At 65.2% G+C, this 12,856-nt stretch carries 11 protein-coding genes; 5 read left to right on the top strand and 6 right to left on the bottom strand.

Annotated elements, in window-relative coordinates:
• Positions 1-50 precede the first annotated feature (50 nt).
• The 5 genes from LQ954_RS12215 to LQ954_RS12195 all read right to left on the bottom strand — a co-directional run bounded on the left by LQ954_RS12215 (position 51) and on the right by LQ954_RS12195 (position 4,487).
• A complete protein-coding gene (locus tag LQ954_RS12215; protein WP_231023367.1) occupies positions 51-1,118 on the bottom strand; it encodes a copper resistance protein B in 1,068 nt (355 codons plus the stop codon).
• A complete protein-coding gene (locus tag LQ954_RS12210) occupies positions 1,115-3,082 on the bottom strand; it encodes a copper resistance system multicopper oxidase (RefSeq protein ID WP_231023366.1) in 1,968 nt (655 codons plus the stop codon). Before LQ954_RS12210 ends, LQ954_RS12215 begins: the two co-directional genes overlap by 4 nt.
• Positions 3,083-3,205: 123 nt before the next feature.
• Positions 3,206-3,775 (bottom strand): RNA polymerase sigma factor, encoded by a 570-nt coding sequence (locus LQ954_RS12205; RefSeq protein ID WP_231023365.1) that lies wholly within the window; start codon positions 3,773-3,775, stop codon positions 3,206-3,208.
• The gene (locus LQ954_RS12200; RefSeq protein WP_231023364.1) at positions 3,772-4,209 is read right to left on the bottom strand and encodes a periplasmic heavy metal sensor; all 438 of its coding nucleotides are present in this window, start codon (positions 4,207-4,209) and stop codon (positions 3,772-3,774) included. The genes LQ954_RS12205 and LQ954_RS12200 overlap by 4 nt, the downstream gene beginning before the upstream one ends.
• Positions 4,206-4,487 (bottom strand): hypothetical protein, encoded by a 282-nt coding sequence (locus LQ954_RS12195; protein WP_231023362.1) that lies wholly within the window; start codon positions 4,485-4,487, stop codon positions 4,206-4,208. The genes LQ954_RS12200 and LQ954_RS12195 overlap by 4 nt, the downstream gene beginning before the upstream one ends.
• 125 nt (positions 4,488-4,612) lie before the next feature.
• Here LQ954_RS12195 and copC point away from each other — a divergent pair, with 125 nt between their 5' ends.
• From copC to LQ954_RS12170, 5 genes are all read left to right on the top strand, one after another.
• Positions 4,613-4,996, top strand: coding sequence for a copper homeostasis periplasmic binding protein CopC (gene copC, locus LQ954_RS12190; protein ID WP_231023361.1), 384 nt, complete (start codon positions 4,613-4,615; stop codon positions 4,994-4,996).
• A gap of 3 nt (positions 4,997-4,999) precedes the next feature.
• Entirely contained in the window at positions 5,000-5,920 is a 921-nt protein-coding gene (gene copD, locus LQ954_RS12185) for a copper homeostasis membrane protein CopD (protein ID WP_231023360.1), read from the top strand.
• A 40-nt stretch (positions 5,921-5,960) separates the two neighbouring features.
• Positions 5,961-8,312 carry a heavy metal translocating P-type ATPase gene (locus LQ954_RS12180; RefSeq protein ID WP_443026626.1) on the top strand — a complete coding sequence of 784 codons (2,352 nt, stop codon included), beginning with the start codon at positions 5,961-5,963 and terminating at the stop codon, positions 8,310-8,312.
• The gene (cueR, locus tag LQ954_RS12175; RefSeq protein ID WP_231023359.1) at positions 8,309-8,701 is read left to right on the top strand and encodes a Cu(I)-responsive transcriptional regulator; all 393 of its coding nucleotides are present in this window, start codon (positions 8,309-8,311) and stop codon (positions 8,699-8,701) included. The genes LQ954_RS12180 and cueR overlap by 4 nt, the downstream gene beginning before the upstream one ends.
• Positions 8,702-9,232: 531 nt before the next feature.
• Positions 9,233-11,287 carry a cold-shock protein gene (locus tag LQ954_RS12170; protein ID WP_231023358.1) on the top strand — a complete coding sequence of 685 codons (2,055 nt, stop codon included), beginning with the start codon at positions 9,233-9,235 and terminating at the stop codon, positions 11,285-11,287.
• A gap of 232 nt (positions 11,288-11,519) precedes the next feature.
• Here LQ954_RS12170 and LQ954_RS12165 read toward each other — a convergent pair whose 3' ends face one another.
• Positions 11,520-12,797: a tyrosine-type recombinase/integrase gene (locus tag LQ954_RS12165; protein ID WP_231023355.1), complete on the bottom strand. Its 1,278-nt coding sequence runs from the start codon at positions 12,795-12,797 to the stop codon at positions 11,520-11,522.
• Positions 12,798-12,856 lie beyond the last annotated feature (59 nt).

Below are 12,856 nucleotides of genomic sequence, written 5' to 3'. Positions count from 1 at the left end.
TCCTTGCGAACGGGTTAGTGTTCGCGGCGCTATTCCTTGTCTCGTTCGGTTCAGAACCACGTCCGGATCCCGAACACGAAGCTGGTCGACGACGGGTCTTCGCCCGCCGCGCGCGCGAAATCGGCGGTATCGCCGAGCTTCCGGTCCCAAGACAGGCCGACATAGGGCGCGAACTGGCGTTTGATCTCGTAGCGCAGCCGCAGGCCCAGCTCGATATCGGAAAGGCCGGAGCCGATGCCGTTCTCGGGCACGTCCTGCGCGGCGAGATTGAGTTCGGCGCGGGGTTGAAGGATCAGGCGCTGGGTGATCCGCTGATCGTAATAGCCTTCGAGACGGCCGAGCACATCGCCCTTGTCGGACAGGAACAGCGCGCCCTCGACCTCGAACCAGTAGGGCGCAAGCCCCTCGAATCCGATCGTCGCGTAGGTGCGCGAGGGGTTGGGTTTGAAGTCGTAGCGGATGCCGGCCTGGAGGTTGAAGTACGGCCCGATCGCGCGCGAGTAAAGCGCCTGGATTTCGGCATCCTCGACCCCTTCGCCGAACGCGCCCGAGCCTTCGGACTTGATCACGAGCCGGTTGATATCGCCGCCGAACCAGCCCTCGCCGTCCCAGCGGAAGCCGTCTGCGCCCTCGCGCGCCTGATATTCGGCGAGGTTGAACATCACCTGATAGAAGGCCTGCCCGCCCTGCTCGAACATCATCTGGCGGCGGGCATCCGCCATCTCTTCGGGTGGAAACTGGCGATCGGCATAATGATCCTCCGGCGGCGGCGGTGCCGGGGCATTGCCGGCGGGAAGCGCGGTGCCGGTCATCTCCATCGCGGGCGCCGCCTGGTCTGCGCCGGGCATGGCGTGCCCCGCGTGCGGATCGGTTGCGGGCTTAGGCGTGCAATGCCCCATTGCCGCGTGCTCGGGCGGGCAATCGGGAGCGGCGCGGGCGGCATCTTGTGCCGCCGGAGGCGAAGGGGGCTGTTGCGCGGGGTTGGGCGCCGGCTCCGCTTGCGCCGGCTTTGCCGGCATCGTCATGCCGGGCATGTGGGAATGGTCCATCCTCTGCGCCGCGGCGGGTGCGGCCAGAAGCATGATGGGAGCTGCGCCGAGCAGAAGCAGCGTCTTCATGCCGCGTCTCCCCGCGGCCGCACGCTCACGACGCGCATCATGCCCGCGTGCATGTGATAGAGCAGGTGGCAGTGGAATGCCCAGTCGCCGACCGCATCGGCGGTGAAGTCCCAGGTCACCTTGCCGCCCGGCTGGACGATGACGGTGTGCTTTCTCGGTGCGCGGTCGCCGTGCCCCGTCACCAGCTCGAAGAAGTGGCCGTGGATGTGGATCGGGTGCCCCATCATGCTGTCGTTGATGAGGTTCACGCGCACTCGCTCGCCTTCGATGAACGGGATCGGCTCGTGGACGTCCGACATCTTCTCGCCGTCGAACGACCACATGAAGCGCTCCATGTTGCCGGTCAGGTGGATGTCGATGCTGCGCGACGGCGCGCGGACGTCGGGGTTGCGGTCGAGCGCCATCAGGTCGCGGTAGACGAGCACCTTGTGGCCCACATTCTCCAGGCCCTGGCCGGGCTCGCCGGTCCGGTCCATCGGCATCGGCGAGATCGTCTGGACGCCCGGGCCTTTCTTGACCTGCGGCGCATGGGAGAAGTCGCGCATGCTCATCGAGCCCATGTCCATCGAGCCGTGATCCATGCCCGCCATCGCGCCGGACTGACCGCCCATCGCCGAATGATCCATCCCGGCCACGCCGCCGGACGGGTTCGACATCGCTCCGTGATCCATCCCGGCCATGCCGGAATGGTCCGTCGGCATCGCGCCGTGATCCATATTGCCCATCGCCGCCGCGCCGCCGGCCATCGCGCCGGTCGCGAGCGCGGCCGATGGGTTCTGCTCGGCGGTGGGGTCGATGCCGCGCATGCCGCCCGACATGTCCATCCCGCGCATTCCGCCGTGGTCCATGTCGCCCATGCCCATGTCCTTCATCGTCGCGAGCGGACGCTCGCGCAGCGGCGGCACCGCGGCGCTCATCCCGGCGCGCGGCGCCAGCGTGGCGCGCGCCATGCCCGAGCGATCGATCGCTTCCCCGACCAAAGTGAAGGCCCGGTCCTCGCTCGGCGTGACGATCGCGTCGTAGGTTTCGGCGACGCCGATCTGGAACTCCTGAACCTCGACCGGCATGACGTTCTGCCCGTCGGCCTGGACGATGGTCATGGGGAGGTCCGGAATGCGGACGTTGAAGGTGGTCATCGCCGACGCGTTGATGAACCTCAGGCGCACGCGCTCGCCCGGGGTGAACAGCGCGGTCCAGTTGTCCATCGGGCCGTGCCCGTTGACGAGGTAAGTATATATCGAGCCTGTCGCGTCCGAGATGTCGGTCGGGTCCATCCGCATCCCACCCCACATCAGGCGTTCTCCGGCGGTCTGGTCGCGTCCCGCCAGCAGGCCGGCGAGGGTCTGCTTCTGGAAATTGAACCCGCCGGGATTGAGCTTCATGTTCCGGAAGATCGCCTCGGGCGACATCTGGCTGTGGTCGGACAGCACGATGACGTGCTCGCGGTCATACTGGACCGGATCCTCGCCCGCCGGGTCGATGACAATCGGGCCGTAATGGCCGAGCTGCTCCTGCAGCCCGGAATGGCTGTGATACCAATAGGTGCCGTTCTGTTTGATCGGGAATTCGTAGAGATAGTTCGATCGCGGCTTGATACCGGGGAAGGAGACGCCCGGCACGCCGTCATGCTGCGGCGGCACCAGCAGCCCGTGCCAGTGGATCGAGCTGTCCTCGTCAAGATCGTTGACCACGTTGAGCCGCACCATCTGCCCCTCGCGCAGCCGAATGAGCGGCGCCGGCACGGTGCCGTTGATGCCGATCGCGGGCGAGGATCGCCCGTCGATCATCATCGTCTGGCGCGCGATGGTGAGCGTGATGTCCTCGCCCGATACGGTCGGAAGCGGCCTGACAATCCCCGACGAGACAGGCTGTGCCCAAGCGGGGAACCAGGATGCGAGCGCAGCGGTCCCGCCCAGCGCCGCGGTTCCGCGAAGCAGTGTCCGGCGATCAATCAAAGCGGTCATTCATCTTCCTGAAATCTTGGCGAGGCTTACCGGCCATACGCGCGCGGCGATCATGCCCCTCATGGCGGAGTCGAAAAAAGCTTCCGGCAAGATGGGGTCTGACACCGTGTCAGGGTCAAGCGTTTATCGTTGCCGGTCGATCTCGGCCGCGAGCCGCTGCCGGGCGCGATAGAGGCGCGTCTCGACCGCCTTCTCGCTGATTCCCAGCGCCTCGGCGGTTTCCGCCTGGCTCATGCCCTCGATCGCGCGCAGCACCAGCGTCTCGCGCAGATTGGCCGGAAGCGTGGCGATTGCCGCGCCCACCTGCCGCAGCTCTTCGCGGTCGGCCGCGAGCGTGTCGACCGCGGGCTGGTCGTCGGCGATGTCCGATGCGCGCTCGATGGGCAACACCACCGAAATCAACCGCCGCACCGCGCGCCGGCGGCGCCAGTCGCGCGCCTTGTTGATGGCGATGCGCGCGAGCCATGCCCGCATCGGCCGCCCCATATCGAACCGGCGCAGCGACCCGTGCGCCGCGACGAACACGTCCTGAAGGACGTCGAGTGCTTCGTCGTCGTCGCCGATGATGCGGGCGATCAGGCGATGGAGCGGCTGCTTGTGCCGACTGACGATCTCGGCGAAGGCCGCCTGCCGGCCGCCCAGCGCCAGCGCGACGAGCTCGCCGTCCGTGCGGTCGACCAGGCCGCCGTTCACTGGGGATCTTCGGTCAGTGCCCTGGTCACGGCGGCATCGAACTTTGCCGCCTGCTCCGGTTTCAACAGCGCGCGCATCGCGAAGATGTGCGCCAGCGTCTCCTTCTGGAGCTGGCCCATTGTTCGGTGCGAGGCGTCGACCGCGGCGGCGACGCGAGGGCCATTGCCGTGCTCGGCGGCGATGGCATCGGCAAGACGGGCATTCTCGGCGCGCATCTCGAGCTCGAGCGCGCGGCGTCGAACCGCGAAGCTCGCTTCGAGCGCTTCGAGCCGTTGCTCCTGATCCGCATCGAGCGAAAGCTGCTCGTGCAGCACCGCGTGGAGCTCGGCCGCCGGTTGCGGCGGCGCGGGAAGGAAATACCGCCCGACCAGCACCCCGGTGACCGCGGCGGCGAACGCGATCAGCCCGATGAGGAAAAACTGGCGCGCTCTCATCGCGGTTCGAGCAGCAAGGACGAGGGCGCGAGCGGGCTCGGCGCGCCGAACGGCGCCAGCGACGACGCCGCGCGCGCCTCGGCCGGCGGCACGGCATTGCTGACGATGCCGAGCACCAGCGCGAATGCGGCCGCACTCAGCGATGCGCCCATCGCCAGACCCGAAGACGACGGTCGGCTCGCGATCGCGCACATTACGCGGTCTTCGAGCCCGGCCAGGCCGGCATGCGGTTCCGCCCCGGCGAAGCGCGCCAGCGCGCTGTCGATATCGTTGTTCATCGCCTGACCTTTCCTTCTGCCTCCCTCATACGCATGGCGCGGATTGTGCCCTCATCCAAGCCGGCGTGAGGGATGCGTGCGGCAACTGCGTATCGCCTAACATGGATTTCAAAAGGAGATTGAGAATGAAGTTCCGACCGATGATCGCCGTGGTCGCGGCGCTGGGCGCGCTGAGCGTGCCCGCTATCGCCCTCGCGCACCCAAAGATCGTCGCGGCGACGCCAGCGGCGAACGCCACCGTCGCGCCGACCACGACGGTGCGGCTCACTTTCAGCGAGCGCGTCATGCCCCGATTGTCGAGCGCAACGCTGACGATGACCTCGATGCCGGGCATGGCGAACCATGTCATGAGGGTGACGGGCGTGACGAGCGCGGTATCGGAGGACGGCAAGTCGATCACCCTCACCAGCGCCAGGCCGCTTTCGACGGGGAGCTACCGCGTCGATTGGGTGATCGTCGGCGCCGACACGCACCGCATCACGGGCACGCACGCCTTCTCGGTCCGCTAAGGGATGTTCGACTGGATCGGCGTGGCGCTGCGCTTCGGGGTCTATGCCGATCTGCTGCTGCTGTTCGGGCTGGCCGTCTATCCGCTTTATGCGGCCAGCCCATCTCGGCCGTTGGGCGGTCGCGCGATAATTGCCGGCCTCGCCGGGCTCGGCCTGCTGCTCTCGGCCCTGTCCTTCCTGCAGACGGTCGCTTCGATGTCGGGCGCGACGATCGCCGGCATCGATCGCGAGACATTCGATTTCGTGTTGTTCGAGACGCCGCCCGGCGATGCATTTCTGTGGCGGACCACGGCGCTCGCGACAGCCCTCGTCGCGGCGCTCGTTCAATCCGCGAAGGTCCGATCGCTGATGGTGACTCTCGGCGCCGGCGTCGCGCTCGGCACGCTTGCCTGGACCGGCCATGCCGCGGTGACCGAAGGCACTGCGGGCACCATTCATCGCCTAGCGGACGGGCTGCATCTGCTGGCCGCGGGCGCGTGGCTCGGCGCGCTCGCCGTTCTCGTCACGCTGCTCTTCGCGCACATTGAGGACGAACGGTCGGTCGCCGCGGCGCGATCGGCGCTGGCGGGGTTTGCCGTCGCCGGCTCGATCATCGTCGCCTCGATCGTGACGACCGGCCTCATCAACGTCTGGATGATCGTCGGCGTCGAGGGCGCCCTGCGGCTGCCGACGACGTTCTACGGGCAGCTCCTGATCGTAAAGCTGATGCTGTTCGCGGCGATGCTCGGGCTTGCGGCGGCCAACCGGTGGCGGCTGACGCCGCGATTGGCGTCGGGAGACGCCGGCAGCAACTCCGGCGTTCGCGCTCTGCGGGTCAGCATCGCGCTGGAAACGAGCGCGGCCGTGCTGATCCTCGCGCTGGTCGCGTGGCTGGGGACGCTATCGCCGCAGCCGGCAATCTACCATGTCTTGACTCTGACATGATGTTAGACTCCATATGGGTCGGCATGGAAGGATTCCCGCTATGAACCATGCCGATCACCACCATCATCAGGGCGCGAGTTGCTGCGCGACAAAGCCGGCGACCGCCGGCGCGATTGATCCCGTCTGCGGGATGACCGTCGATCCCGCGGCGACCTCGCATCATGCCCGGCATGACGGCGAGGATTATCATTTCTGCAGCGCCGGCTGCCGCGCGAAGTTCGTCGGCGATCCCGAACGCTATCTCGGCGACGGGCCACGCCCCGAGCGCGAAGCGACGCCGGGCGCGATCTGGACCTGCCCGATGCACCCCGAGATCCGGCAGGAAGACCCGGGCACTTGCCCGATCTGCGGCATGGCGCTCGAACCCGAAGAGCCGAGTCTCGACGATGCGCCCAATCCCGAGCTGGTCGATTTCACGCGCCGTTTCTGGGTCTCGGCAATGCTGGCGGTGCCGCTCCTGGTCGTGTCGATGGTGGCCGAGATGCTGGGCTTGCAGATCGTCAGTCCGCAAGCCTCGCCCTGGGTGCAGCTCGCCCTCACCGCGCCGATCGTGCTGTGGGCAGGCAAGCCGTTCTTCGAGCGCGGCTGGATGTCGATCCGGATGCGCCATCTCAACATGTTCACGCTGATCGCGATCGGCGTCGGCGCGGCCTTCCTCTACAGCCTCGTCGCGACCTTCGCGCCCGGGCTGTTCCCGCCGACCTTCCGCATGCACGGCGGCATGGTCCCGGTCTATTATGAAGCGGCGGGCGTGGTGGTGACGCTGGTCTTGCTCGGGCAGGTGCTCGAACTGCGCGCCCGCGCCGCCACCGGCAAGGCTATCCGGGCGCTGCTCGATCTCGCGCCCAAGACCGCGCGCCGCATTCGCGATGACGGCTCGGAGGAAGAGGTGTCGGTCGGCGACGTGATGGCTGGCGATCGGCTGCGCATACGTCCCGGCGATGCGATCCCGGTCGACGGCGTCGTCGTCGAAGGCCGCTCGTCGGTCGACGAATCGATGCTGACCGGCGAGCCGGTGCCGGTCGAGAAGACGGCCGAGGCGCAGGTCACTGGAGGCACCGTCAACGGAACGGGCAGCCTCGTCATGGAAGCGCGCGCGGTCGGCGCCGACACCATGCTCGCGCGGATCGTGCGCATGGTCGCCGAGGCCCAGCGCAGCCGCGCTCCGATCCAGGCGGTCGCCGACCGCATCTCGGGCTGGTTCGTGCCTTTGGTCGTCGCCATCGCGCTCGCCGCCTTCGTCGTGTGGAACTTCGTCGGCCCCGAGCCGCGCTTCGGCCACGCGCTTCTGAACGCCATCGCCGTGCTCATCATCGCGTGTCCCTGTGCGCTCGGCCTCGCCACGCCGATGTCGATCATGGTCGGCACCGGCCGCGGGGCGCATGCCGGCGTGCTCGTCAAGAATGCTGAAGCATTGCAGGCGTTGGAGAAGGTCGACACGCTCGTCATAGACAAGACCGGTACGATCACCGAGGGCATGCCCAAGCTGATCGCCGTCGAGCCGGTTGGCGACGAAGAGGAGAATGATCTTCTCGCGCTTGCCGCCGCGGTCGAGGCGCAATCGGAACATCCGCTCGCGCATGCGATCGTCACGGCGGCGCAGGAGCGCGGATTGAAGCTGGCAATGGTCCAGGACTTTGAATCGCAGACCGGGCTCGGCATCAGCGCGACTGTGAACGGACGTACGGTGGTGATCGGCAACGCCGCGCAGCTACGCCGGATCGGCGCCGACCCCGAACCGCTCGAGCACCGCGCGCAGCCGCACCGCGCCGACGGCGCCGGCGTCATGCTGGTGGCGATCGACGGGCGGACCGCCGGTCTCCTCGCGGTCGCCGATCCGATACGGGCGAATGCGCGCGAGGCAATCGCGGCGCTGCGCGCCGACGGTCTCAACGTGGTGATGCTGACCGGCGACAATGCGGCGACCGCCGAAGCCGTGGCGCGGCAGGTGGGCGGCCTCGATGCGGTCCATGCCGATTTGAGGCCCGACGACAAGGCGCGGATCGTCGGCGAACTCAAGGCGTCGGGCGCCAGCGTGGCGATGGCCGGCGACGGCATCAACGACGCGCCGGCGCTCGCCGCCGCCGATGTCGGGCTCGCCATGGGCACCGGCACCGACGTGGCGATCGAGAGCGCGGGAATGACGCTCACGCGTGGCGACCTGTCGGCGATCGTGCGCGCCCGGCGGCTGGCGGACGCGACCATGCGCAACATCCGCCAGAACCTCTTCTTCTCGTTCCTGTTCAACGGCATCGGCGTGCCGGTCGCGGCGGGCGTGCTCTATCTGCCGTTCGGCATCCTGATGTCGCCGATGTTCGCCGGCGCGGCGATGGCGCTGTCCTCCTTCACCGTCGTCGCCAATGCGCTGCGCCTCAATCGGGTGAAGCTGTGAAGATCGGCGCGGCCTCGGAAGCGAGCGGCGTCTCGCAGCGGATGATCCGTCATTACGAGAAGATCGGACTGGTGCCGCAGCCGCCGCGCCGCGACAGCGGCTATCGCGACTATTCCGAGGCCGATGTGCAGCGCCTGCGCTTTATCGCCAATGCGCGCGACCTCGGCTTTCCGATCGAGGAAATCCGCACGCTGCTGGAACTGTGGAGCGATCGGGGGCGGTCGTCAGCGGATGTGAAGCGGCTGGCGACGACGCGCGCCGATGAATTGCACCGCAAGGCACAGGCGCTGGAGAGAATGCGCCGCGCCCTGCTCGACCTCGCAACCCGCTGTCACGGCGACGACCGGCCAGATTGTCCGATCATCGACACGCTCGAACGCCGATCGTGATCGGGTTCACGGGCAGCACAACGCCTCACGCTTCGTGACGAAAGTACAGCATCGCCTCGAGATAAATGATGCCCGTTAGGTTCGTTTCACCCGGAGAGATTCGAACGGCATCACCGAAGCGCACCGCTGCGCCTACTACGTTGAACTCCCAGCGATTTCATCGGTCGTAGCCGCTGCGGTTCCCGCGTAGAAGACGGTGGCAGTCGGCGGTGTTTGGCGCACCCGGCATAGCGAAGATGGGCACTCAGATTGTTGGGAGATTAGGGTCGAGCGTCTTCAGGCGGCCACTTCGCGCCCATAGCATCGGCCATTTGCGGTGAGCGCAATGACAAATGTGGCTCGATCGGCTGCGGGCGGATCGTTAAAAGGCAGATCAGCTCGCCGCCTAGCGAGAGTGTGTTGTGGCGGGCGAGGAGACGCCCGCGCCTGCCGCCAACGCCTCTCAAGATGGGTTTTCGGCACCTGATAGTTACGATAGAGCGGAGGCACCGTGATCTGGACAAGCCTCTGCCCCCCCCCGTGAGCACACCAATGTCGAAGCCGCAGAGCCATAATACGCGCCGCTCGGCGACTGATGACGGAGTGGGAGCAATCCTTCTAGGACGAGTAAAATGGTTTGGCGGGTTTAATCATTCGACTGGGCGGGAAAACGATTACGGTTTCATTGAGGCTAATAACGTTGATTTCTTCGTCCATCGCAGCGGAGTCCGATCTTCGCTCGCATTGATGGTCGAGGGAGCGGAGGTGTTGTTTCGCTGCCGGGGCGACCGGGTCGACAGGCCCGCCGCAGTCGCCGCCCACGTTCTGTCCGGGATGACCGATGAAGAACTGGTCGATGTACTGAACCAAGCGCCCGATTGCTCGCCCGACCTCGTGCTCACGATCGCCGTGCAAAGGCAGCAGTTGGCGCCGTTCCGCGACGAAGTGCTCCACGCACTAACCGCGCTCGGCGCTGCGAAGCCGACGTCCAACCTTCTCGACCGCTTCTGGAAGGCGTTCACGCCATCGAAACCGGGCGACCCCCTCTATCACCTGGCACCGCCGGAGGTGAAATCACAGACGTGCAGGCGGCACTATGCTCCGCTCCGGCACGCTCTCCTGAACTTGCTTGTTCACGGGGACAGCCCGCCGACATCGCTTCCCGCGACCGAGGTGTACAGGAGTTTGGACGAGAACGATCGCCGGCTCGCGGCGAAATGGGCTGGCAGCAAGGAAGACGCCGTCGTCGCCAAGATGCTTTCCGCTCGCGCCGCCGAAAAGATTGCTGCCCGGCTGTATCGCGAGGCCGATGCGATTGTCGAGGATGTTGCCGTCACCCAGTTGAACCAATCCGGCGACGACTGGATCACGCACGATCTTAAAGTCGACGGGACGACCGCGATTGACGTCAAGAATGCCCGCAGACCCGTCAATTCGTACCGCTTCTACGTCGAGCATACCGTGCCACGGTTCAAGCTAGACCGATCAGGCGCTGATGTGCGCGTCGCCGGCGTGCTGTCACCCTATCTGCAGAAGCGCTTTATTGATGATCCTAGCTTGTCCAACTTCACGATCGGTGACGTTGTTTTCTTAGGCGAGACGAGCCGTCGCGACATCGACGAGCTTGTAAGCAGGTTCCGATCTCCTCGTTTCGAGGTCGTGCGCGGAAATGAGCGCATGTTTCCGAACTGGGTCTTCGGCCATTCCGAGCGATGGTATCCCGGGTTGGGCGAACGGATGGTGCGGGCAGCGGAGCTATGTCGTGACGTCCCCGACGATGACTGGCGCTATATCGTTGATTCCGATGAGGTGGGGAGATTCGTCGCGGCGCTCTGTGCGATGCGAGTACCGCTACCCCCGATGCTGTCCGACCGCCTTTCGGATCATCAGGCTGAGTTCTGCGCGAAGCTGCAGCGCAATCTGGATAGCGTGCCGGCTGTCCCCGCCATTTTTCTCACGCTCTTGTCCGATTTCGTCGACGCTGTGGTCGATCATCGACCAGATTTTTCGCCGAGCAGCTACGCTGCCGTGCTCTTCCCGCACGGAGGATCAGGTCCGACGCACCGCAGCGACCGATCCTTTGTTCGGGTGGAGACGCATGGGCCGCTGGGCGCGATCGATCCGCTGGGTCTGGTCGCTGCCCTGGTGCGGACGCTGACGACACTCTGGGCAAATCGCGTCGAAACGGCGCTGGAGCGTTTCACCAACTACCGCTTCGGCGGGCTCGGTCTTATGCAGGCTCGAGGAGACAGTGATGTCGAATGGACGACGATCCTCGCATATTGCGGTGGCACCGAGTATCAACGAGACGAGGATGGCAACATCCACTTCTCGGGTAATGCTCCGAAGGTGATGGGGAGATGCGGCAACACACCCCTCATCATTGGCAGTCATGAAACCTGTTCCAGATGCCGAAAGCTTCTATGCGAGAAATGCGGCTTTTGCAGCATTGGTTGTCAGGAGAAGATGCTCCAATCAATGAAACGTGACCGGAATGGTGCTGCGCGGCTGCGGAGTACCGGCTTTGTGTCAAGCCGCGGCCGTAATACTGAAGAACCCCCGTGGGAGTCTGTGCCATTGGACGCCTACGAAGATTATTTTCGATAGAACGGCGCGGTGGCGCGCCGGGAAGGATTCGAACTATTCGCTGGTCGTGAGGCTACCTGAATGAGTTTCGTCCGCTTTCGGGTGGCGCCGATCTACGGCTGAGCGTCCGACTTTGGGGCGCACAGCTGCCGCCTCACTGATCCTAAACGAAGGGCCGCTTACCGCCTCTGCGTTTTCCAAAGCGGTCAGGCGGCTTGCCACCCAATTTCGGTCATCAACGAGCGGAACAAGGTTATCGGCTGTGGCCGGGCTGCTCATGAGCCGCGTCACTGGTGCCAAGGCAGTAATCGGCCCAAGCCGCCATTAGCTCCCGTCGTTTGTCGACCGCTCGACCTCGACGATAGGCGCGCTCCGTCGCGGACGCGATGGTGTGAGCAAGCGCCATCTCAATTTCTTCGCGAGCGAAGTTGGTGGCCTCACCAGCCCAGTCACGGAAAGTCGACCGAAAGCCGTGCACAGTGATGTCCCCGCGCTCCATGCGCTTTAGCAGCTGCGACATTGCCATGTCCGACATCATTCCACCGCGCAGCGCAGGAAAGATCAGCGCGCTCGGCTTCGGAGTCTCTGGTTTGAGTGAGGTCAGAATCGATAATGCGGCGTCACTTAACGGGACCTGATGCGTTTCCTTCGCCTTCATCCGCGTTCCAGGCACTGTCCAGATACGCTGCTCGAGATCCACCTCACTCCATGTCATGCCACGGGTTTCACCGGAGCGTGCGGCCGTTAGGATCGTAAATTCCAAGGCACGAGCCGCCATGGCCGATCGTGTTCGCAGTTGAGAAAAGAAGCCCGCGATCTCGCGAAAAGGTAATGCGGCATGGTGCTTTACTTCAGCCTTGCTGCGCTTCGGAAGCAGCAAATCTAAATGGCCGCGGCCCCGCGCCGGGTTCTCTCCGTCACGCAAACCTTTCACCTTGGCCGCGTCCAAGACTTTTTCGATCCGGCCCCGTACTCGCGACGCGGTCTCCGCCTTTGTCAGCCAAATAGGCTTGAGAACTTCAAGCACCGCCTCTGTGCTGACCGCGTTGATAGCGAGCGGAAACAGGGGAGCGGCATAGGTCGTCAGCGTATTGCGCCATTGCTGTCGATGCTTGGCGTTGCTGAAGCCATCCTCGACGCTGTCGAGCCACTGCAACGCAAATGCGCCAAACGAATTCGTTGGCCAGTTTGATCGACCCACCGAAACTTTTCCGATGCCGGCCGTTAACGTATGGACCTTCCGGGCGCGCTCAGCTTCCGCTCGCGCGCTTGCTCGGTGAACTTGCGGATCTATCCCTTCGCTTACGAGCAGCCGCGCCGCAGCGGCCTTTTCTCGGGCTTGTGCAAGCGTCACGTCGAGATCGGATCCGAGCCCCATTTCGCGGCGCTTTCCGTGCATGGTGTAGACGAATAGCCAAGCCCGCGATCCGGAAGCTCGCACTCTTAGGTATAAGCCGCCGCCGTCAGAGTGAACTCCGACCTTCGTGGTGCTGGCGACTTGCCTAACGTTGAGCTTGTTTCTGATTCTCATCGGTCCGCCTCAAGCCGGCGTACCACGAGACCGGTAGAGCGCAAGCCATACTCCCGGTC

The sequence above is a fragment of the Sphingomonas sp. IC-11 genome (assembly GCF_021043365.1).
Lineage (GTDB): Bacteria > Pseudomonadota > Alphaproteobacteria > Sphingomonadales > Sphingomonadaceae > Sphingomonas.
Note: the sequence above shows the minus strand (reverse complement) of the source record. Positions and strands in the feature narration are given on the sequence as shown.

Coding starts and splice junctions, on each gene's coding strand:
- LQ954_RS12180 (WP_443026626.1), top strand. CDS start 5,961: ATGAACCATGCCGATCACCACCATCATCAGGGCGCGAGTTGCTGCGCG.
- LQ954_RS12210 (WP_231023366.1), bottom strand. CDS start 3,082: ATGACCGCTTTGATTGATCGCCGGACACTGCTTCGCGGAACCGCGGCG.
- LQ954_RS12200 (WP_231023364.1), bottom strand. CDS start 4,209: ATGAGAGCGCGCCAGTTTTTCCTCATCGGGCTGATCGCGTTCGCCGCC.
- copC (WP_231023361.1), top strand. CDS start 4,613: ATGAAGTTCCGACCGATGATCGCCGTGGTCGCGGCGCTGGGCGCGCTG.
- LQ954_RS12195 (WP_231023362.1), bottom strand. CDS start 4,487: ATGAACAACGATATCGACAGCGCGCTGGCGCGCTTCGCCGGGGCGGAA.
- LQ954_RS12215 (WP_231023367.1), bottom strand. CDS start 1,118: ATGAAGACGCTGCTTCTGCTCGGCGCAGCTCCCATCATGCTTCTGGCC.
- LQ954_RS12165 (WP_231023355.1), bottom strand. CDS start 12,797: ATGAGAATCAGAAACAAGCTCAACGTTAGGCAAGTCGCCAGCACCACG.
- copD (WP_231023360.1), top strand. CDS start 5,000: ATGTTCGACTGGATCGGCGTGGCGCTGCGCTTCGGGGTCTATGCCGAT.
- LQ954_RS12170 (WP_231023358.1), top strand. CDS start 9,233: ATGTCGAAGCCGCAGAGCCATAATACGCGCCGCTCGGCGACTGATGAC.